At 63.2% G+C, this 21,661-nt stretch carries 19 protein-coding genes; 15 read left to right on the forward strand and 4 right to left on the reverse strand.

The genetic code is table 11. The features are described from left to right. Positions 1-501 precede the first annotated feature (501 nt). The 7 genes from L8G49_RS18320 to L8G49_RS18350 all read left to right on the forward strand — a co-directional run bounded on the left by L8G49_RS18320 (position 502) and on the right by L8G49_RS18350 (position 5,776). Entirely contained in the window at positions 502-687 is a 186-nt protein-coding gene (locus L8G49_RS18320) for a hypothetical protein (RefSeq protein ID WP_242187195.1), read from the forward strand. A 191-nt stretch (positions 688-878) separates the two neighbouring features. Next, positions 879-1,571 (forward strand): ParA family protein, encoded by a 693-nt coding sequence (locus L8G49_RS18325; RefSeq protein WP_242187197.1) that lies wholly within the window; start codon positions 879-881, stop codon positions 1,569-1,571. Beyond that, positions 1,568-1,924 carry a hypothetical protein gene (locus L8G49_RS18330; protein ID WP_242187200.1) on the forward strand — a complete coding sequence of 119 codons (357 nt, stop codon included), beginning with the start codon at positions 1,568-1,570 and terminating at the stop codon, positions 1,922-1,924. Before L8G49_RS18325 ends, L8G49_RS18330 begins: the two co-directional genes overlap by 4 nt. Positions 1,925-1,958: 34 nt before the next feature. After that, positions 1,959-2,759, forward strand: a complete 801-nt coding sequence (locus L8G49_RS18335) for a ParA family protein (RefSeq protein WP_242187202.1) — start codon at positions 1,959-1,961, stop codon at positions 2,757-2,759. Further along, positions 2,728-3,741, forward strand: a complete 1,014-nt coding sequence (locus L8G49_RS18340; protein ID WP_242187204.1) for a ParB/RepB/Spo0J family partition protein — start codon at positions 2,728-2,730, stop codon at positions 3,739-3,741. Before L8G49_RS18335 ends, L8G49_RS18340 begins: the two co-directional genes overlap by 32 nt. A gap of 263 nt (positions 3,742-4,004) precedes the next feature. Beyond that, on the forward strand, positions 4,005-4,763 hold the full coding sequence (mobC, locus tag L8G49_RS18345; RefSeq protein ID WP_242187206.1) for a plasmid mobilization relaxosome protein MobC: 759 nt from the start codon (positions 4,005-4,007) through the stop codon (positions 4,761-4,763). Continuing rightward, positions 4,763-5,776, forward strand: coding sequence for a relaxase/mobilization nuclease domain-containing protein (locus L8G49_RS18350; protein WP_242187207.1), 1,014 nt, complete (start codon positions 4,763-4,765; stop codon positions 5,774-5,776). Before mobC ends, L8G49_RS18350 begins: the two co-directional genes overlap by 1 nt. 22 nt (positions 5,777-5,798) lie before the next feature. Here the strand turns inward: L8G49_RS18350 and L8G49_RS18355 are convergent, their stop codons facing one another. The 3 genes from L8G49_RS18355 to L8G49_RS18365 all read right to left on the reverse strand — a co-directional run bounded on the left by L8G49_RS18355 (position 5,799) and on the right by L8G49_RS18365 (position 7,554). Further along, a complete protein-coding gene (locus L8G49_RS18355) occupies positions 5,799-6,176 on the reverse strand; it encodes a WGR domain-containing protein (protein WP_347272082.1) in 378 nt (125 codons plus the stop codon). Between the two features lie 475 nt (positions 6,177-6,651). Next, positions 6,652-7,272, reverse strand: coding sequence for an alpha-ketoglutarate-dependent dioxygenase AlkB (locus L8G49_RS18360; RefSeq protein WP_242187208.1), 621 nt, complete (start codon positions 7,270-7,272; stop codon positions 6,652-6,654). A gap of 39 nt (positions 7,273-7,311) precedes the next feature. Continuing rightward, on the reverse strand, positions 7,312-7,554 hold the full coding sequence (locus tag L8G49_RS18365) for a DUF6582 domain-containing protein (RefSeq protein WP_242187209.1): 243 nt from the start codon (positions 7,552-7,554) through the stop codon (positions 7,312-7,314). A 560-nt stretch (positions 7,555-8,114) separates the two neighbouring features. Here L8G49_RS18365 and L8G49_RS18370 point away from each other — a divergent pair. The 4 genes from L8G49_RS18370 to L8G49_RS18385 all read left to right on the forward strand — a co-directional run bounded on the left by L8G49_RS18370 (position 8,115) and on the right by L8G49_RS18385 (position 13,952). Next, complete coding sequence (locus L8G49_RS18370; protein WP_242187210.1) at positions 8,115-8,825, forward strand: antitoxin Xre/MbcA/ParS toxin-binding domain-containing protein; 711 nt, start codon at positions 8,115-8,117, stop codon at positions 8,823-8,825. A gap of 4 nt (positions 8,826-8,829) precedes the next feature. Next, the gene (locus tag L8G49_RS18375; protein ID WP_242187211.1) at positions 8,830-9,411 is read left to right on the forward strand and encodes an RES family NAD+ phosphorylase; all 582 of its coding nucleotides are present in this window, start codon (positions 8,830-8,832) and stop codon (positions 9,409-9,411) included. An 804-nt stretch (positions 9,412-10,215) separates the two neighbouring features. Next, on the forward strand, positions 10,216-11,325 hold the full coding sequence (locus L8G49_RS18380) for a DNA repair exonuclease (RefSeq protein WP_242187212.1): 1,110 nt from the start codon (positions 10,216-10,218) through the stop codon (positions 11,323-11,325). Beyond that, entirely contained in the window at positions 11,322-13,952 is a 2,631-nt protein-coding gene (locus L8G49_RS18385) for a hypothetical protein (RefSeq protein WP_242187213.1), read from the forward strand. The genes L8G49_RS18380 and L8G49_RS18385 overlap by 4 nt, the downstream gene beginning before the upstream one ends. On the opposite strand, the gene L8G49_RS18390 is transcribed toward L8G49_RS18385, so the two are convergent. After that, complete coding sequence (locus tag L8G49_RS18390; RefSeq protein WP_242187214.1) at positions 13,936-16,212, reverse strand: AAA family ATPase; 2,277 nt, start codon at positions 16,210-16,212, stop codon at positions 13,936-13,938. The two genes, L8G49_RS18385 and L8G49_RS18390, sit on opposite strands and share 17 nt — an antisense overlap. Positions 16,213-16,599: 387 nt before the next feature. Between L8G49_RS18390 and L8G49_RS18395 the strand changes: the two genes are divergently transcribed. The 4 genes from L8G49_RS18395 to L8G49_RS18410 all read left to right on the forward strand — a co-directional run bounded on the left by L8G49_RS18395 (position 16,600) and on the right by L8G49_RS18410 (position 21,642). After that, positions 16,600-17,577, forward strand: coding sequence for a hypothetical protein (locus L8G49_RS18395; protein ID WP_242187215.1), 978 nt, complete (start codon positions 16,600-16,602; stop codon positions 17,575-17,577). A 223-nt stretch (positions 17,578-17,800) separates the two neighbouring features. Then, a complete protein-coding gene (locus L8G49_RS18400; RefSeq protein WP_242187216.1) occupies positions 17,801-20,146 on the forward strand; it encodes a hypothetical protein in 2,346 nt (781 codons plus the stop codon). Then, entirely contained in the window at positions 20,146-21,336 is a 1,191-nt protein-coding gene (locus tag L8G49_RS18405; protein WP_242187217.1) for a septum formation inhibitor-activating ATPase, read from the forward strand. The genes L8G49_RS18400 and L8G49_RS18405 overlap by 1 nt, the downstream gene beginning before the upstream one ends. Positions 21,337-21,411: 75 nt before the next feature. Continuing rightward, complete coding sequence (locus L8G49_RS18410) at positions 21,412-21,642, forward strand: hypothetical protein (protein ID WP_242187218.1); 231 nt, start codon at positions 21,412-21,414, stop codon at positions 21,640-21,642. Positions 21,643-21,661 lie beyond the last annotated feature (19 nt).

The following is a 21,661-nucleotide window of genomic DNA, read 5'->3' on the forward strand; positions in this document are numbered from 1 at the left end:
TCGTACGCGCGAAGGTTGACGAAGAAGCGGACGGGCCCGGACGCGATGCTCCGTTGTGGCCGACATCGAGGGCGGTGCATTCTGGGCACGTTCTCCACCTGCGCGCTTTTCAGGCGATCGGACATGGCTCTGCTGCGGCTAGTGCCGGCCCGAAAACCATCAGCATCTGCGGCGGTGTTGTAGTTTGGGCAGGGGCACACACTCCGTTTCCTCCTGGCCGCGGCCTTCGTGCGGCACGTCGTCAACGGAATCGACCTGCTTGCGCGTAAGGCGGAGCGGGAAGCTCGATCAGGCCCGGGTGGGTTAACGCCAGCCCCCTACCCCTTCCCTCCATCGTCGGGCGCGTCGGTCGTGTCTGATATGTCCGACGCGACCGACGTGACCGCTGTGGCTGTCGCGGCAGACTCGGGTTCCAGAGCGTTAGGGTCTCCGCTAGACCTCAAGTCAGGCCGCACCTCAGCTTCGCGAGAATGTCCGCGGCGGACGCGACGCTCGCGACGGATGGTACCGCTGCGGCCGAGCTCGGCGCACCTGTCCGTCGTGTCCGCCACGACTTGCACGTCCGGCCTGTCGGTCGCGCCGGATAAGGCAGCAATGTCGGTCACGTTCAGCGCGGCAGACGCGGCGGACGCGACGGACGCAGGAGTCGCGACAGTCGCGACCGTCGCGCCGGTCATGGCGGACTAGGCGGTCGCGTCCGCTCTGTCCGCGACGGCAGTCGCGCCCGCCGTGACGGGCCTGTCACGCGCGACAGACGCGTAGGCCGCGCCGGCCACGTCAGACTTGACCGCCACGACCGCCGTGTTTACCCCAGAGGTCATGTCACGCGTGACAGACCCGTCCGCCGTGTCGGACAGGCGTCAGACAGGAGGTTTCTTGTGCCGATTATCTCGTTTGTGTCTCCAAAGGGCGGTGTAGGGAAGACAACCTCTGCGCTCATTCTGGCGACCGAGCTTGCCAGCTCGATCGAGCAGAACGTCACGATCGTCGACGCCGACCCTAATCTTCCACTCAGCCGCTGGGCCAAGCACGGCAATGCCCCCAACAACCTTGATGTCGTCTCCGACAAGGGAGAGTCGACGATCGTCGATGCGATCGCCGCGGCCAGCGAGCGATCGGCCTTTGTTATAGTTGACCTCGAAGGCGTGGCTTCGGCCCGGGTCACGAACGCGATCCAGATGTCCAACCTCGCGATCATTCCCGTTCAAGCCTCGCTGCTCGATGCAGAGCAGGCGGCACGGGCGATCTCCCTGATCCACAACACTGCAAGGGCGATGGGTCGCCCGGTCCCCTACAGGGTCCTGTTCAACCGCGTGCCCGCCAGCCAGCGCATCCGGTCGAGGAACTTCAAGTCGATCGCTGCGGAACTCGACGAGCAGAGCATACCTGCATTCAAGACCCAGCTTGCCGAGCGCGAGGCGTACAAAAGCCTCTTTACGCACGGCGGCACCTTGGACACGCTGGACAGTGCTGCCGTCGCGAGCCTCGTGACCGCCAAGCAGAATGCGCAGGACTTTGCGGAAGAAGTGATTGGCGTGTTGCGCGCAGCCAAGCAGGGGAGGGGGGTATGACCAACGAAGTCCAAAAGCCCGCCGGCATTAAAGGAATGTGGGACGTCTCGGACCTGACCGACCCACCGGTTCAGAAGCCTTCGCCCGAACAGTCCCAGGCCGCTCAGCAGGCCGGTGAGCGGCTGGGCTTCGTGTCGCGCGAGGCGCCGCGGGTTGAGCCGCCGGTCGAGCGGCCAAAGTCGGAGTTCACCGCGCGGGTCTCCGTTCGCGTGCGGCCAAGCGACAAACAGCTGCTGGAGGACCTCGGCTGGCGCCTTCGTCGGCCGCTGGGTGACATTGTCAGCCGGGCCCTCCAGCTTTTCGTCGAAGAGCAGGAAGCGCAGGACGCGAAGCCGGGTGGCCGAGAAGGGTAGGGGCCTTGCCCCTGGAACCCACGAGAGGATTATCGTGAAGAGCTACATCTTCTTCGTCAGCAAGGGCGGCGCCGCGAAGACAACGCTCGCCGTTCATTTCGCCTGGTTCCTGCGCAAGCTCGAACGACGCGTCTTGTTCGTCGATCTCGATCCGCAAGCGAATGCGGCAAACATCCTGACGCGCTATGCGGGCAAGGAAGCTGCCTACAAGCCTAACACGCTCGGTGACATGGCCGACATCATCGACCCCGATTCGCCATGGACCAAGGGTAAGCGCCCCGTACCATCGACCGGGTTCGACATCGTCCGCGTCAGCACGGCCGCGGTCCTTGAAGACAGCGATGTGGACGATGCGATCGCAGCGCTCGACCACATCAGCGGTATTTCCGAGCCGGAGCCACTTTATGACAATGTCGTCTTCGATCTGGCTCCGACCTTCTCGGCACACCACGCGATCGCGCTAGTGTGGGCCGACAACCTCGTCATGCCGCTCGACATGAGCAGCAGCGGCATCGACGGCGTCGACATCACCGATGCCACCGTCGAGTCCTTCAACAAGTTCCGCACGACGCCGCTCGTTGACTGCGGGATCGTTGCCGCACGTTACGACGGCAATACCACGCACAAGGCCGTGCTCGAAGAAGCGAAGATGCGGCACCGGGACCGGATGCTCTCCATGCCGTTCCACGATCGTGAGGCGTTCCAGCGCGGCATCGCGCAGTGCATCCCGCCGTGGCAGATCCCGGAGCAGCGCGACAAGCGCGCTCGCACCGCCGAACTCCAGACGCTCTTCGGTGACATTCTTGAGCGAGGCGGCGATGGTTACGAGGCGTGACGAGCGCATAGCCAGACTGGCGTCAGGCAGCGGCCATGGAGGCCGTCTCAAGACCGGGGATGACGCTCCCCAGTTCGTCGAGACAATTAAGGTCGACCTGATCGATCCTGACCCGGACCAGCCCCGCCGCGATTTCAACCAGGCTGAGCTCAAGGAAATGGCAGAGAGCCTTCGCAGCCGCGGGCAGCTTCAGCCGATCGTGCTCATTAAGGCGGGCGATCGCTTTACGATCAGCATGGGGGAGCGGCGCTGGCGCGCGAGCAAGCTCGCCGGGCTGCCAACGATCCGGGCGCTGGTGCGCTCGACGCCATTCGAGGCGCGGGATGCACTCGTCAACCAAATCGTGGAAAACGAGCAGCGTAGTGGCCTCACCGCTTCGGAGCTGATCCTCGCGGTCGCCCGTCTCTCGTCCTTCGGGATGTCCGGCAAGGAAATCGCCGTCGCCCTCGCCAAGCCCGCAAACCGGGTTTCCGAGTTGCTCAAGCTCGCCGAGGCGCCTCCCGAGCTGCGCGCCATCGTCGACACGATCGGCTCGCGCAACGCCTACGGCCTACTCCTAAAGTGGCGTGACCATCCCGACGAGAGCCGCGATCTCGTGACCTCTATTCAGACCGAGCTTATCACCCGCCCGTTGATCGAGACGATCGGGTCGCGGACCGAAGCGGCTATCCCCGCACGCCAGGGCGAAGGCGATCACGGCGCCTCAAGCATCAGCTCGGCCGGGAAGGGCGGGGAGGGCGGGAGGGACCTCCCGGCTGTGGGTGCGAGCGAGAGGCCTCGCAAACCCACAGCCAAGGACGAGCCCGCCGACTTGCCGACTGTGGGACGGATGATCGTAGATCATTCCACTCTCGGTCACGGTCACGTCGTGTTCGGCGGCGCCGCGGCACCGGGGAAGCTGACAGTTCTCTTCGACGAGCACGCAGCGCCTGTCCAAGTGGCCTTAGCCGAGCTGCGGGCGATTCAGACGTTTACGGTCTAGCCACAGCGGGCCGTCCTGCTCCCTCCAGCGGGCCGTGAGAGATTCCCACGTGGGAATCTCTGCGCCTGCCGAAGTGCCGCATTGCACCGCTTCCAGCGCGCAACGTAAAGGCATTTCGGGGGCTTACGCCCACCCGGACCACCCCCTCCGCGTCTACTTGTCCAAGTGTCTGAAAACTCGAAGTGTTGTAGAACCTAGGGGTTATAGGGTAGTTTATGGCGGGATAGGCGTGGCTGTGATGATGTTTAACAGGTAGGGTGAGAATGGGTATCGTGGCAGCGCGTCTCGGCGACGATCAGGAGAAGCGGCTCCGCGACCTCGCGCAGGCGTCCGGTCTGCCGCTGAGCGCCATATTTCGGCGCGCTTTGGAGCGGGAACTCGCGGATTCGGGGGCGCCCGCGCGCGCCGATGAGCAGCGGAACGGCCGGATCCGGGAGCTTGAGCTCTACGCCTTCCTCACCCGGCCTGACGTGAAGGATCGGCATCGCCGGGAGTTCGGGCGCCAGCATGCGGGCGCGAAAAACGCGCACCTTCGACCCCCTGAACCGAAGCGCCCGAAGAGCCTCCGCTTCCAGCTAACCTTGCCCGCCGAGGAGGTTCTTGCGGTCGAGCATCACTCGCAAGCGTTCGGGCTCAAACCAGCGCAGTTCTGCACCGTCCTGATCCGCCAGTGGCTCGGTCTCCGGAAGGCGCCGCCGGCCGACACGGCGAGGGCGCTCAGTCTTATCCGCAGCGAGCTTCGTCGCATCGGCGTCAACATCAACCAGATCGCGCGCGCCGCGAACGAGTTCGCGCGTCCGACCGAGCGCACGCTCCGAGATCGCGGCGCGATGACCGCTGATGAGCTCGCCCAAGGCGTTGCCTCACTGCCGGCACAGGTAAAAGCGCTCGAGGGTCTCACGGCCGAGATCGATCGCCACATGGGCCGCGAGCGGCGCTACCTTCGCCTGAAAACGTCAGACCAGCAGGACGTCGACCTTCATCCGTCCGTGGCAGAGCCGACGCCGAATGAGCAGGTCTGATGTCGAGCTATGAGGAGCTCCGCGCCGCCTGGTACGTCTGGCGACCGACGCACCCGAAGACCCGGAAGGGCGGGGGAGGGGACAAGGGGTTCGCGGCTGCCCTTCTCTCGCTGCCATTCCGGCCCTCGACGAAGCAGACTGCCGAGCAGTTCGCCCGCCTGGAGCGGCGCGCGCCGCAGGTGATGGTCAAGGTGACGAAGCCAACTTTCGGCGCTGCCCACACCTACCAGAACATGACGTACATCTCCCGCAACTGCGAGGAGGAGATCCTCGACCAGGACGGCGTGCTCTACACCGACAACGCTCAGCTCGAGGAACTGGCCGACGAATGGCACGAGCAGAACCAGGACGCCTTCGACGGCGAACGGCGTTACCGGGGTCCGGATGCCCGCCGCTTGCAATTCTCCATGCCGCCAGGGACGGACGCCATCGCGCTGCGCAACGCCGTCTCAGCCACCGCTCGGCATGTGTTCGGAGACCGCTACGATTACGTCTACGCGCTCCACACCGATCGCCCGCACCCTCATGTTCATCTAACGGTCCGCGCCGTCTCGCATCACGGAGAGTCCCTCCGGATCAACAAGGATGATCTTCTCTACCTTCGTCGTACGATGGCGCTCGAACTGCGGATGCGCGGCATCGACGCGGATGCGACGCCGCAGATCGCCCGGGGCCCGCGCGTGAAGCACGATCGTACCGAAGTGCACCGTCAGAAGGAGAAGCGGCGGGCTCAGGCGAAGATGACCGGGGCCTTACCGACAAAGACACAGTCCGGGACGATCGACCCCTATACGGTGCGAGTGTACGCCGCGGCCGCCGGCCGCCTGCGCGCGTCAGGCAATCCGGAAGATGCGGCACTTGCGCAACGGATTGAGGCGTTCGCAGCGTCTCGCTTTGCGCAGCAGCACAACCCGGACGGAGGTGTGATCAAGCAATCCAAAGTAGACAAGCCCGCTTCCCTTGAAAGCCGGGAGGACCCGGCGAAACCGGACAACATCAAGCCCAAGATGTGACTTGGTAGGTGATCTCGGCTCGTCAAAGCGTGGGTGGTACTGTGGTCGACGGTTTGACTGCCATCCTGCTCTTCCCGCATGCGTCTGCGGGTGTTTCCAGAAGCGCATAAGCAACGCCGATGCGACGTGGCGCGCTCGCTCGCCGAGTCAGGGTTCGCTGAACGAAACGGCGTGCAGCTTCTTCATCCGAAAAGGAAATCGTCAGACCTGACCCGCGGCGACCGATGCGACCCCAACCCAGCTCAACGATGATATGACCGAACAGATCGCGCGTTGTCTCGATGCGGTAAGCACGAGCAACATTGTGCGCCGGATCGACTGCCTGGAGTGCGCAGTGCCAGTCTACCAGCTGCGTGGGCATCTCGAACATAGGTAGAACAATGCGAACCTTGCGGCGCATGGTCCAACGGGATGTTTGAATCAATAAGCCAGCGGTGATTCAGCGTGTCGATCAGCTGTCCGTCGCCCTGCGCCTCCGGCGAGGTTTGTCGGCAAGACTCACCCAAACCGGCGCGTGGTCGCTCGTCTTTTTCCCCCACCCCGAACGGCCTCGTCGACCTGCGCATCGACCAGCCGATCGGCGAGGGGGCTTAGCGGCGGGTGGCCAATGCGGAGCCTGGCGCCGGATCATGCCGGTTGTCCGAGTGGACGGTGTAGAGGTCCGACTGGCGCTCCGCTGCCTGCTACCGCATTGCCCGGAGCGTTGGCCGCTCGAATTGTACTGGGATGCAGCGAGCCAGGAGAACGACTTCGGCCGGGCACAGGGGTGACTGCAGCATCCAATGGCGTCGCCCGGCAGCTTCGCCGCGCGGGACGATATGAGGAGACCTCGCCGCTCTAGCCACCCACTTTCAAGCGTCCTGTCGCCTACCTCGTCATGATCCGGCAGCGGCCGCCGCTCGCTCCAGAGCGCGCATGCCGGTTGCCGACAGGCTGCGGAACGTAATGGACCACCGCGTATCCGTCATCTCGGCGATGCTGTGCTCCCAGGCATGCCGCGCCTCTCCGGATAGATGGTAGATCCCGCGCGGCTCCAGCGGGACATTCACCCGTTCAAACCTTGCTTCCGACCGACGCCGAAAGCGCATCGTCGCTGGAGCGCCGAGCGAGATGCCGATCACATGCTCGTAGTGAGGACGGTCGCGGTGCCAGCCGATTCCCGCGCCGGGATCGTAGCGGATGAGGAGTGCCTGCGTCAGCCCGCGTGGACCAAGCTCCGCGAAGTCCGCCGCGCGCTCGCGCAGCGGCTGAAGCCAGTCTGGGATCGGCTCGGCAACCTCCAATCTGGCGGCGTCGAAGTCGTAACCCAGACCAAAGGAGAAGGTCAGCCGCTTGCCGAGCCAACCCTGGAAGCGAAAGGGTGACAGCTCGGTGGCATCGATCCGCTTCGTCAGCTCCGTCGCTTGCTCCGGCGACACGATAGCGGGCATGGCCGATAGCCCGGGCAGCCGTGTAGAACCGAAAAGGTCGGCCATGCCTTCCGCTGCCGTTTTCATCAAACGCGATCCACCGACGACGACATCAGGGGCAAAGGGCTACTTCTTCCCGATCTCGCGCCAGCTCTTCTCCTGAAGGTCGACCCCGTGCTTCTTCGCGGCGGCCTCGATCCTCTTCCATGCCGCATCACGCTCGTCGTCACTGACGTCTTTCACCTGATTGAACCGGGATACGGCATTCCGCACGTGGCTGGCGTTCTCGAGCGGTTCCTTGCGCTGCTTCGGGAAAGCGAAAGAGCCTTTGTCCAGCTCGTCGCGATCTTCAGTGCTCAGCTTCGTCATGATCGTCTCCCACAGGATGAAGGCTCAACGACCAAATACCCATCGTGGTTACGTCGACCCCGAGCATTGCATTCAGGGTGCCTCTGAATCCGCTCAGAGCCGGAGGGCGGGCTAAGGCCGCCGCGGAAATGCCTCTCGCCAGCGCGCGCTTCTTGTCGCCATAGCTTCCACCAAGATCGCCGCTTCGGCTCGCGGGCGCTAAAGGCTGCGGCCCCCTCCTTGGCTTCGTGCGCCAACATGATCGGCTCGGCATCATAGCGTGCGGCAATTGCGTCGCGCCACTCTACGGACGCATGCCAGCGATCGAGGTAGGACGCCTTCTGCGCGGGCGTCAGCGACCTCCAGAACGGATACCAGTTCAGAACAATTTACGTTTCGGCGAGTCGCTGCGTCGCCGGATCTTCTGGCTGCAGATCGGGCAGGGCCACCCAGGGAGGAGGGTACTCGTCCATGTCCCTGACTAGCACGGTCCGTAGAACTCGCTAAACTGGGCCCGAATGTTAGGCAAAGTGGACAATCCGTGCGATCGGTGTTATGTAGGCTGATCACGGAGGTCGACGATGTCCAGCGCTGCCTTGCTCACCAACGATGAAATCAGGCTCCACAGTTTGAGCGAGGGCGAGGTGCGTGCCGCTCTCCAGCAGCATAACCCCGGCGCTCCTGCGGGCAATGTACGAACTATGGCCAAGATCATCGCGGTCGTGTCCGACGTGCTGGCCGAACTGCCGGATGCGAAGCGCCGAAAGCTCGTGAACGCCAAAGGCGAACTCCGAGAGGCGCTCATCCAGGCCACCCGCGGCGCCCGACGCTCGTCGACGCGCCGTTATGTCGAAGAGGCCGGCAAGGTCGAGACAAGCCAGGGCAGTGGTCTCGGCGAGCGCGTAAGCCTCGAAGAGGGGCGGGTACGTCTCGATCGGTACGCCACCGCCAAGCCGCTCGACAGCTGGGCAGGCCCGGTCGCCGGAGCTGGTGAAATCGAAGAGCAGCTCGGCATTCCGCGTTCCACGTTGAGCAATTGGCAGCAGCGCGGGGTGGTCATCGGGCTGCTCCGCGGCGAACGTAAACTCGCGTACCCGCTTGAGCAGTTCGTTGACGCGCGTCCGCTCGAGGGCATCAGCGACGTGCTCAAGGTAGCGCCCGACGCCAGATCCGCCTGGCTCTGGCTCCGCCAGCAGCACGGGGCGCTGAACGAGCACACGCCGTTGGAGATCCTCCGAACAAAGGGCGGGCGGCAGCGGGTCGCGCAGGTGGCCGACCGCGACTTCGTGTGAGCTGATGGCCCTCGATCCGGCGGTTATCGCCTCGCTGATCCGCCGCTTCCAGCCGGCGGCCTACCTCCGTACGACGCCTTGGGCGCACCGCGCGACGCCGCTTGGCATGGGGTTCGGCAAAACCCGATTTGCTAGTCCCAGGGACGCCTTCAAGCTGATCTATATCGCCAAGGATCTGCCGACGAGCCTCGCGGAAACCATCATTCGCGATCGCTTCGAAGGAACCGTGGCTCGCGAGCTGGCGGTCAGCGACATTGCGGACTGGGGTTTGTGCGAGGTGCGCGCGACGGCGCCGCTGCGGGTGCTCGACCTGCGCGGAAACGGGTGCTTCGAGCTTGGGGTCACGACCGATATCGTCGGGGCCAAAGCACAGGATGAGGCTCGGGCCTTCAGCCAGGAAATCTATGACAAGACCGACCTCGACGGCATCCTCTACCGATCGCGTCTGCGTAAGCGTCAGGACTGCGTCGCAGTCTATGACCGCGCTGTCGCAGGGTCGCTTGCCGCCGATCCGGTAGTCGAACTCGAAACCGTCGTGAGCCTCGTCCCTGCGCTTCGCGCTCTGAAGGTGAAACTGGTCGCCTGAACAGACCCGGCGCCAGCCGGAAGCGCCGACAACATGTTCCCATTTTGTTCGAAGCGCGCTACTGTGAGCGCATGGCGGACTCAGCCAGGAAGATCATACACGTGGACATGGACGCGTTCCGGTCGCGGCTGCCGATCCCGCGCTGCCACTATTTGAACCGGCAGATTTACCGCCGACTACGAGGTAGCGGTGCGAAAAGGGGGGACATGACGATCGTTTGCCTGGGTTGGGGATCACTCTGCTGGAAACCCGGCACCTTGCCGGTGGCGGCTGACTGGCGAAACGATGGCCCGACGCTACCGCTCGAATTCGCGAGGGTCTCGCGTGATGGTCGGATAAACCCTGGTCGTGACCGACGAGGGGAAGGACGTACCTGTCCTCTGGGCGCCGCTGGCCGTGACCACCCTTGACGAGGCCATTGGGGCGCTCGCTGAACGCGAGGGAGTGACCTCACATGCGCCCATCGGCCGGGTGCCGACGCGGACGGGAGATTATCCTCACGGGGAAAGGATCGGTGCGTGGGCACGGGATCGCGGGATCGCAGGGTGGTCTGGACCGCGTTGAAACCAGGGCTCGACGAGCGTAACCGTGGCCGTGTTCCCAGTCTCCCGGAACTGCAGGCACACATCGACAAACTCGCCGACGTCGCACGCGCCGACGCTTTGGAATATGTCAGGAAGGCGCCAGCGCAAGTGGAGACGCGATATCGAGCGCCGCTACTGGCTCTGCTGACCAAGGGATGAGGATAAGCTTCACGCATCGACAGATATCCGCAATCAGCCAGACGCCGGCTATAGGAGACCGATGAAGATCATTCATTCCGCCGACTGGCAGCTCGGCAAACCTTATGGCCGCTTCGATCCGGACGTCCGCGCCGCCCTGATCGAAGCGCGTTTTGACGCCATTGACACGATCGGCCGCCTCGCATCCGACAACAAAGCTTCCCATGTCCTCGTGGCCGGAGATGTCTTCGACACCGAAGGGCCTGAGGATCGCACGATCGTGCAAGCGATTTCGCGGATGTCTCGACACGCGTGTCGCTGGTGGCTGCTTCCCGGCAACCACGACTTCGCACGCAACGGCGGCCTGTGGGACCGTATTCGCCAGCGGGTAGGAGAGGGGATCACCATTCTCTCCGAGCCTGAGCCCGTGGAGCTTGAGCCCGGGGCCTGGCTGTTGCCGGCGCCGCTGGTCCATCGCCACAATCTCGATGACCCGACGAATCTGTTCGACACAATGGAAACGCCGGGCGCTCGCATGCGTATCGGCGTAGCCCACGGCTCCATCCGCGATTTCGGATCGCGTGGCGAAACGAAGAACCAGATCGCACCCGATCGCGCAAAACGCTCCACGCTCGATTATCTGGCGCTCGGCGATTGGCACGGTGCGCTCAAGGTCGATGCGCGGACCTGGTATTCGGGTACACCAGAGACCGACCGCTTCCAGCGCGACGACCCCGGACACGCCCTCGTCGTCGATATCGACGCGGGCCGGGAGCCGCTGGTAACGCCGGTCCGAACAGGCCGATTCCAGTGGCTCGTGCGCGGTTGGACCGTCAACGACCGTGCAGCCTTCGATGCAGAATGCGATCAGCTTCTCGCTGTCATCGACGCGCCAAATACCTTGCTCCAGCTGTCGCTCGCCGGAATCACCGGCCTCAGCGATCGGATCGGGATGCTCGGCCGCCTCGAAAACGACATCAGCCATCGTCTGCGGCATCTCGCCGTGCGCGCCGACGATCTCGTTGGTCGGCCGACCGAAGAGGATCTGGCAGCGCTTTCAGTTGAGGGCATGCTCGGCGCCGCTGCGGCCAAACTCAACGTCAAGATTGAAGTGGGGGGGCAGGACGGACCGGTAGCCAAACGGGCGCTTGAACGGCTTTTTGTTGAATACAGCCGGGAGGAGCGGCCATGACGCTCGTTATCCGGCGGATCGCGGTCGATGGCTTCCGAAAATTTCGAGCCCCTTTCGCGATCGAGGGTCTCACCGAAGGCTTGAACATCGTCATCGAACCCAACGAAACCGGCAAATCGACGCTTTTGGAGGCGCTGCGTGCCGCCTTCTTCGTTCGCCACAACACGCGCAATCAGCTTGCCCAATCATATGCTCCCTACGGCGAGGCAGTAGCTCCCGAGATCAAGGTTGCGTTCGACGTCGATGGCGCCCCGTGGTCGATCACCAAGCGGTTCCTCAGGAGTCCCGCGCTCGAAATCACAGGCCCCGAGGGCCGTGCGCAGGGCGACGACGCCGAGGCCAGGCTGAATGCTCTGCTCGGCTCGGTGCGCGATACCAGCCGCGGTGGCGACGTTTCAACGTACGGCGCGCTCGGACTGCTGTGGGTGGCCCAGACCGAAGCACTTGCGGTGACCGGTCCTGGGCAAATCGTGCGCGATACGATTGCGTCGACCCTCGAGGCCGAGGTGGGCTCGATCATGGGCGGGGAGGCTTATCGCCGGGTTCGCCAGCGGGTCGACGCGCAATTCGAACTCTACTGGTCGCCGACCGGTCAGAAACGCGGGCGGCAAAACGAGGCGCGCGAGCGGGCCGAGACTGCCGAGAGGGCGGCGCGCGAGGCCAGTGAGCGCCTTGCCGCACTCGAACGGAGTTTCGCAGACCTGGATGCCGCCCGTGGCCGGCTCAAGATCATCCAGCGTGAGATCGCCGACGACACCGATGTCCAAACCCGAAAGGATCTGGTCGGATCATTGGAGATCGCTCGCGCGGCTGCGCAAATCCTCTCGACCCGCAAGGCCGAGCAGGAGGCAGCCACCGCCAAGCTGAAAGGGCTTGAGGATCTAAAAGAGCGGCACGAAACCGCCGTCGCTACGCGCGAGACTGCCGCCATCGCGCTAACCTCGGCGCGGGAATCGCGCGTCGCCGTTGCGGAAGCGCTCGCCACCGCCAGAGACAAGGCGGCGGCCGCGCGCGCTGACCTCGAAGCAGCGCGAACCGAGCGGCAAGCGGCCCGCGCGGGGTTGGCGGCCGGCGAGCAAAAGCTCCGGCAAAATCGCCGTCTGGCCGCGACCGCAGCCGCCCGGCGCCGTCATGATGAATTGCTTGAGCTCGAGCAGCAGCAGCGCGACGCGAAAACGCTGGCCGCCACCGCCATGAAGCCCGAAACGATTGCCGAGCTTGAGGCGAACGATCGCGCGGTGGGGCAGGCACAGGCAGTCGTAGCCGCCGGTGCCACGCGGCTCAGGCTGTCCGGCGCGACAGACGGTATTAACATCGACGGCGAGCCGATGAAGGCTGGCGAGCGCACACTGACGCGCGAGGCGCTTATCACGATCGGCGCGGCCGAGTTGATTGTGAGCCCGCCTGTGGCTGCCGCGAGTGCCCAAGAAACCCTGACCTCGGCGCTCCGCAAGCGAACGGTGGCGCTGGAGGAACTTGGGGTTGCAAATCTTGCCGCCGCGAGGGCGCAAAACGAGGCGGCCCGTGATGCGGCCGCCGAGCTGCGCACGATTGCGGCGCGGATCCAGGCCGTCACGCCGGCGGACGAGGTTATTCAACTCACCGCTGGCGCCGAGGCGCTCAAGCTGTTCGTAACCGAGCTGCAGGAGGAGGTCGGCGATATCGATGACGCCCTCCCGGATATCGGCGGCCTGACACAGGCGCTTGATGTTGCCGATACGAAGCTTGCCCGTGCTGAAGGAACGCAGGACAGCGCGATCGAGGCGTTGCGCCGGGTCGAGGAAGAGGACGCGCCGCTCGCCACTCTCGAAGCCGGGGCGGTCAGCGACCAAGCGAATGCTGTGAGCGTGGTTGAGGTGATCGAGGCCAGGTCAGAATGGGCCACGATCGAGGCGGGTCTTGCGCGCGCCCGCGAAACCGCCGCGGCGGCGGCGGTGAAGCTAGACGACGCGACGCGTGATGCTTCCGCGCATGACGTGGTCGCGATTAACCGCAAGATCGAGATCATCGACGCGCGCGTGCGGACCACTACGGAAACGCGAACCAAACTCGAGACCGACATCGCACGCCTCGAGGGCACGATAGAGAGCGAGGGCGGGCTTGGCCTCGCCGATCGCGCGGCCGCGGCACAAGACGAAAAGGAAGCCGCCGACGCCGCGGTTCAGCGCGTGGCCGAGGAAGCGGACACTCTCAAGCTTCTTCGGGAGACGCTCGAAACCGCACGCAACGAGGCCTCGGCGAAGTTCGTCGGGCCGGTCGCCAAGCGAGCAAAGCGGTATATCGCGCAGCTCTTGCCGGACTGCGATCTGACCTTTTCGGACGACCTCACACTCGAAGCAGTGGTGCGCGGCGGTGTCGACGAAAATTGCGCCACCCTGTCGCGCGGCACCCAGGAGCAACTTGCGGTTCTGACGCGGATCGCCTTAGCGGATCTGCTGCTCGAACAGGGGAAACCGGTATCGCTGATCTTGGACGATCCGCTCGTCTATTCCGACGATGGCCGTCTCGATACGATGATCGAAATCCTGAGTGAGGCGGCAACCCGCATGCAGATCATTCTTTTAACGTGTCGCGATCGCGCGTTCCGGCATGTGCCTGGCAACCGTCTCGTTATGTCAGCGCCTTAATTCCGGGTACAATCTCTAGATGGGGGGCTGATAGCGCAGTCTCGGCACCCTCCGCATCGTCTTCGCTGACGCGCATCATCATGCGATAGTGGGCACCTTGGCCGGTCTTTTCGAAAACGCGCTCAAATACCCGAAGATAACCTTCTACCGAATTCTCATCGATGGCGACGTAGAGATCATCGTGAGCACTATGTGAACCGTCATTGATCCAAGAGAACAATGACGCGCAAATCTGCGAGTCACGGCCATCAAACATTGCGACGATCTCGTCTTGTTTCAGGCCGCCGAGGTGAATGAGGTAGTTCTCCACGATCCTGCGCATCGTGTTTTGGATCGTTAAGTTAGGACGGTCGGGGCTGCGAATCTCCTCCCAAAGCAGCTCGTAGGATGTTTTTACCGGGTTGTGGAGGTAGCGATGGATTGACGAGATGTTGTCGCGCTTACGCACTATCCAGAAGGTCTCGGATCGTAGGCATCCGTCCAGCGGCCGGCTCCGGTTATAGCTGACCTCTTTATGGAAGTAGATATTGTGGGTGAGCACGAAGACCTGTTTGATGCTGCCTTCGTCCTCGCAAACGTCGGCGATCACCTTCCGGATGAGAGCGCTGACGATGAACAGGACTTCCGCATCAAGGCTCGATACGGGATCATCGAAGACCACGACCCGCTCGTTTGACATGCCGGTCGCCGAGGTGCTGCCAGCCAGACACTGATAGAAGTACAGGAAGGTGATAAAGGATCGTTCGCCTTCGCTGAGCGTGCGGGCCGCATCGGTGCCGTCGAGCCGAACGATGCGGTACATATCGTTTCGCTCACCAGCGACCTCCAGCTTGAAGTTCAAGAAGCCGAACGAGGCTAAGATGCGATTGATCGTGTCGACCGTCGGGCGGACGCTGGTGATCGATTCCTCGATCTGCTTACGGTTCTGCGCCTTCTCCGTCCGGCGCGCCGTTTTGTCCCTGACACTGGCCTCCAACCCGGCGATCGTGCGCCCGATCGTGCTGGTCGTCTCCGCATAGGTGTCGAGGTCGGTCCGGCGCTCCTCCACCACAAACCGCCAGACCTCTGCCGTGAGGCGACGCTTGGCAGCGCCGAGATCACGGATGGTCTCGTTGTATGTTTCAATCGCTTCGTTCGCGGCTGCGATCATAGCGGCGATCGCCTCGCTCATGGGGGCTGTCGACTCGAGTTCGGTCGAGTTACTAGGTTCACGGCGCTTCGATTGAATGCGGCTCTGATTCAGCTCGAGCACCGCCTTGAGAGCAACATAGTGCTCTTCGAACTTTTCGCGATCAATGAACCTGCCGGGCGCGGCGAGAACTGCATCGATGCGGGCGCAGACGGTCTCGACCGCTGCGGCGTAATCGCGCTCTAGGCCCGCAATCGCCGCCAAATCCTTGAGATACTGCTCGTCGAAAAAGTCGTTCAGGTCTTGGGTCAGGCCCGGCGGCGTGGTCTGCTGGCAGAACGGGCACGTACCAGCGGAAGCTTTCAGGTAAGCTACCCCCTGCTTCACCCAATCACTGTTCCCAAGCTGCCGGATCAACTCGGCCACGACAACATCGTCACGGCCTACTATTCGACGCGCCAGTACCGGCGCCTCGTTGAGTTCAGTCAGACGGCCGAAAGCGATCACCGGTATCGATGCTTCCGCGGGTGCCGCTGATTGAAATACCGTCGTCGCCTGCGCGGCAAGATCATTCAGGCTTTTCATTTCGACGCCTTCGGCGCGCGCCTCCTGCAGCACCTTGTCGCAGAAGGCGGCTTTGCTGCCCCGGTGACCGGTAAAAGCGGCCTCAAACATGTCCTTGTGGTTCTGCTGGGATGCCCAGCATGCATTTTCCAGCGCCGTCCGAGCGGTGGTAAGATCTCCTTGGCGGCCAGTTGTGCCGTTTTCGCCTTGCAGCTGCAAATGAAGGCCGGCGAGCTGGCGATCGGTCTGCTCGATCTCTTGTGACAGACGTACGATATCGGCGGCGGCTTGCGTCGACTCTTCTCCCAGCGTGAAGATGCCGGGCATCTGCTCTCCGAAATTTGTCTCGGCGAAATCGCGATTGTAGACGAGTGCTTCCAGAGCGCGCCCGTTGCGCCAAGTCACGGCATAGCCGGCTCGGCAACCCGGGTCGTGGACCGCGCGCGAGATCGTCGTTTTGCCGCAGCCGTTATGGCCGAAAAGGAAGTTGATCTTTTTCAGATCGGACAGCCGCACCCCCGCAGGTGGATACGTCGCCTCGCCCGCAATCTGGATTTCGGTAATCAAGTTAGTCCCCCGACCTCTCCCTGCGGTGGATTGTACCTCCGTCCATCCGACATCGCTACACAATTGGCGGGAGCACCCCCTCTCGGGAACTCCAGCAGGCTTGCGCACCAGCTCGCCCACCATCGCTCGTCATAGCGGAGCGATCGGCACATCGTGCTTACCCGCGACATGCAGGGGGATCCGCGCGCGACAATGACGGTCGGCTAGCCAAACTGATCGCCGGCGACGTCGATGATGAGGCCGTCCGATTCGAGCCAGGCATGCCATGAGATCCATGTGTCGTCCGGTTCAAATCTTTCAGGACAACTTCGACGCCGCGCACCTGAGATTTCTGGCGTGGCGACGTTCTACTTGAGATTGAAGTCCAGCCGCTCCTAATTGGCCGACATGGCTACTCTTGATCCGCCGCCAGTTTTTCCCGAGCCTTCGCTGCGCCTGCGTTATGCGCCGCCCGCTTCACGGCGGTTGATGATCCTCGACACAAACATGATGCAATATGCCATCACCAGTCCGGGGGGCGCGGTCATCCATCGCCTCAACGCCGAGATCGACAAAGCCCGCATTGCCGAGGCGGACGAGTTCGGCTTTTGCATGACCCCGTTCCAGCTTCTCGAGGTTCTCGGCACCAAGCTGCCCGACATCGGCGTCGACATCCGTCCTGTCAAAGGCCAGCCCCCGCTTGAGCTGTTCTATCAGGTCGTGGAAGCCGCTCGGGTGAAAATTGCGACGCTTGCCGAGCTTGCTCAACCGAGCCTTGCCGCGCGCGCGCGCGAGCGACGCTCTTTTTTGCCGGAAGAAGCGCATGATCTGTTCGACATGTGCATCACAACGCCTTGTGCTCAGCCTGACCTCACCGATCAGATCGCCTCAGCGCTGGCCTGGGATTATGGGGTCAAGAGGGCTTTCCCCAAAGCGATCGCAGCGGACGTCGAGCGAGCTCTAGCCATCCTCCTGCTTTTGCCAGGGCAGTCTCACCTGAGCCGCTTCCGTATCGCCAAGCGAATGTGGGACGGCTTTTATGCCAAGGCTCGCAACTGGATACCCGACGCCGCTCCCGGTATTCAGGCGGCGAACAAGGCGATGCAGCTCAAGACTCGCCGGGATTTCCTCGACTGCGACATCTACCACCTTGCTTGCTTCGGCTGGTTCGGCGCGGACGTGACTGTACTGACATGCGATCCACCGGACGGAATCCTCAATCGCATTTCGGTTTATAAGGGCATCGTGGAAGCCGCTGCCGCCAATGCACCCGATGTTTCCGAAGAGCGCTTTCCCGCCTTACACGTCGGCATCATCGCTCGATGTGAGCCAACGGGCGAGATTACCCACATTTTCCCGGTGCAGAAGATACCGACGATCGCCTGATGAATGACCTGTAAGGTAGCTTTGCGGCGTCTTTCCGGACTTGCCGTCGAGGGGTCGCTTCGGCCTCAACCCCCTCCCGCCACCGTGCAGATGAGGCGCCGCGCGACCGAAAGCGCGACCTTTGATGATGCCGAAGGAGTTGTCCAAACAGGCCACAGGTCGCTTGCCAATCTGCTTTCCGCCAAGCGGACGATCGATTAGGTTCGTCCGAGGGGGAATACCTTTGGATCCGCTCGATCTCGTCTCTGCTGCGCCTTGGCGCAGCACCGCCTTCACGACCTATGCTCTAAGTCTGTCTTTCTTCGAGGCGGTCGTGCTCGACCGTCTGATCCGCGGCGGCGGACAGTCTGCCCTGATCCTCGCGGACCCGGAAGGGGTTCGCGCGGGCTTGAGTGAGCAGGGCGCCCGGCGGGCCGGGCGTGATTACGAGATCGAGCCGGTCGCGTGTGTGGGTGGTGTGTTTCATCCCAAGCTGAGCGTGTTCGCGGGCATTGATGACGCGCATCTCCTGGTCAGCTCAGGAAATCTGACCTTCGGCGGATGGGGTGGCAATCTCGAGCTGACTGAACATTTGCATCCGAGTTTCGCGGCGGACGCCTTTGATGACGCCGCCGACTTCTTCGAGTTGCTGACATTATCCGATCGCATTCGATCCGAAGCCGGAACGGCGTGCCTGAAGCTCGCCGATACGCTACGCCGGGCAACGCGCGGGGCCAGTCGGACGGGGAATATAAGGCTCGTCCATAGCGTTGGCGAATCGATTGCGGGCGACGTCGCGCGTTTCGCGGACGAGCTCGGCGGGGCACGGCGGATCACGATCGTGTCACCCTATCATGATATCGACGGGCGCGGCTTGAATGCACTCGCCAAGGCCACTGCTTGCGAGGACATCCTTCTCCACGCGCACCCAGACGGCACCGTTCGCGGGACCGGATCCAACAACTGGCCTTTCGAAGCGCGGCGTGCACGCCAGGCGGTCAACGTCGCCATGCCTTTCGCAGCCGATAAGAGACCGCTTCACGCGAAATCCATCGAAATCCTGTGCCGGCGCGGTCGGCTCGTCATTTCCGGGAGCGCCAACGGCACCCATGCGGGGCTGTTCGGCCCTAATGTCGAAGCCTCCGTGCTCCGCGTGCAGCGCGATGTTCTGGTCGGATGGGATTGGTCACCGGCTGATGCGCCCGAGAGATTGGTAGGCGATGCCGAGGATGAGGATGCAGATTCCGAGGGCGCCATCGGAATTATTCGAGCGGCTCTCGAAGCTGGTAAGATCGAGGGACGCGTGCTGTCGCCGAGCATGAAGGGTCGCGCGAAGGCCTTCGTGCGCAGTGTACGCAAAATCCGCGCACTCGGGTGGGTCGTAATCGACCAAGACGGACGGTTCAACATCGACGCCCCGTCCCTCGAACAAGACGCCTGGGAGAGTGGCCGGCTCGTTGTCCGCCTCGAGCAAGACGCCAAGATTGCGGAGGGCTTCGTCTCGATCGCAGCTGCCTCGGAACTGATTAGGCGGGTCGGGCCCATCGCTACGCGGATCTTTGCGATCCTCGGCGGTAGCGACACCCCCGCCGATGTCGCTGCCATGTTAGCGTGGTTCCGTGAGGATCCCGACCGATTGCCCCGGGCCGCGAAGCAGTCGGGCGGTGGAACGGGGGAGCAGGCGGAGGAGCCCGCGACCTTTGTTCACACCATTTCGCTTCACGCTGGCGGAACAGGTCAGGGATATGACTCCGTAGATGGGGGGGGCTCAGCGGCCTGGCGTAACGCGATGGCTCTCCTGCGGTCCGCTTTCTCGGTGGCCCGGGGACCGTGGAATGCGGGCGGTGAAGCGGACGATGACGACGACGAGGACCAGAGCGATCGCGAAAAGCGTGCCCGCCAGCAGGACCAACATAACGCGAAGTCGCTCGAGCATTTCGAGGCGCTGCTACCGCGAATGCTCGACGCCGCGTCCCCGGCGCGCGATCCGCTTCTCGCGCTTGCCATGACGCATTTCGTGACCGACCGCGTTCGCCCGCCAGCGGCAAAAGTCAGGGTCTGGATCGCGCAAATTTTGTCAGCGATTACGTCCTACGCCGGCCTTGAGGCAGAGCAAGCTCTGGCGACGCTCCTGCTATATTATGGGACCGATAGCTTGCCAAATAGAGCCGCGCGCGCACGTAGGACGCTGCTCGCCCGCGAAGCAGATCTCAGCTCCCTCGATGCAATCACCCTCCAGTCCGTGCCGGCCTTCTGTCAGGTTCTTGGTAGCACGCTCGACGTCGCGACCTTCCGTAAGGACATCCGCGCGGCGCAGACGATCGGCGAAGAGGTTCGTGCTTACCTCGCCGCCGTGTCGGCGGGGCGCTTGGCGGTTGAACTGCCGACCCTGACCAAATCGCTGCATTGGCCGCGCCTGTCCAAGGCTATCGGCGAGCCAGGGATTTTGGACAGCTTCTTCATCTTTGCGGTGCCGCCGAAAAGCTGTCCGCGCTGCAGCATGCAATTTCCGAGCGCTGTCGCCGAAGATCTGCGCCGAATGGGTATCAGCACGTGCTGCGGCCGCATCATGCTGAACAGGGCGCTCTGATGTCCGCAACCCTTGAAGAGCTTATGGAAAGGGCCCGCGACGTTGTAGGGCCGCAGATCGTCGCCAAAATCGGCATCGGCCAGGGTGGCGTCGATCCGCTTGGTCTGCGACAAATCAATTTCGGGTTGATGGATCGTGTCTTCCCCGATCTCAACAATGTCGCTCGTCATGTTCGCCCATATGTCGTGATGGCGTGGGCGTGGCGGCAGGTTCGTCGCATCCTTGAGCGCGGCAAAAAGATGGGTGCGCTCGATCACGAGATGCGAGATTTCGTCGATCGGATCGAGACGATTTATGCCTGGTCGCAATTTCTCATCGATCCGCGCGCCGATCTTCCCGGCGCAGTGGCGATGCGAAAACTGTTCGAAGTCGACCGCTACAAGTTCGGTGGTGAGGAATGGGAAAAGCGGCGCGACACACGCCGCTACTCAACCGGACTGATCTCACCGCTGAACTATGGTCCGAGTTTGCAGACGATGGGCTGGCTGGAGCGTGCCGAGGAAGGCGCAGGCGTTTTCGCGACACCGTCGGATCTTGACCCTGTCCTCGACGCATTTGAAGCGCGCATGGCGGATGAGCTTGGTCATCCCGCCTTTAGCCGACTCGGATCGGTGACGGTCAAACGCGCGGATGTCGAGCGCTGGGGGAAGCTCTGGTCGATTAAGAAGCCGCTCGCGATCGAACGCAAAGCGCTTTTCGAGCGCCTCGGGGGTGGAATGGCGGCAGCCTCTAGGCAAAGGGGCATCACGCTCACGCAGGCCGGCTATAATGATCTGGAAGACGAAGAGGGGGACATCGACGACGTTCGGGCGCGGATGGCGGATCGATCGGACGAATGGCAGGATCCTGAGTCTTGTCCGGCCGCTGCATCCGAGTGGAGCGCGGTCCAAGTCAGGCAGGTCTTCCGCCTGACGCTCGAGGCGCTCTTCCATTGGTTCGTCAACGAGCTGGGCGACGGCCCGATGCACACGGGCTCTGTCGCAGACGCATTTCTGAACGAACTCGGGCGACGGAAGCGCGCTGCGACAGCGGATGCGTGGCTTCTAAAGGCGGCGAAGCCGTCCAATCCCGTGCACGTTCTGAACGACCTCAAAGCCGCGCTGAAATCATGGGATGGTCTTGCGGGCGCGATCGTCAGCGGCCTGCGGCACAGTCTCGCCGAGGCGCCCGCCGAAGCCCATGATTTCTAGACGTTCGATCGATTGCCGCTGGCACGGGCGCGAGCTGAGGCGACACTGTGGCGCGCACTCAGCCCGCACGACTTCATGGTCAGAGTCCTCGAAAGCTGGATCATGGCGCAGCATACCTATTGGTGCGTCACCCGTGGGCTGAACGACGCTCGGGGACGCGGCAAAACCATCCTACGCCTCCGCATCGTCATGGACGAGGGCGGCTGGACGCAGACGCCGGGAACGACCTTGGGAAGCGCGCCCGAGGCAACTCCTGATCGGCTCGAGACCGCCTTTTCGCTGCTGGAGGAATGCCGAAAGCTTTAGGTGTTTGGTATTTCCGGAT

Source organism: Sphingomonas sp. CARO-RG-8B-R24-01 (genome assembly GCF_022662295.1).
Classification (GTDB): Bacteria; Pseudomonadota; Alphaproteobacteria; order Sphingomonadales; family Sphingomonadaceae; genus Sphingomonas.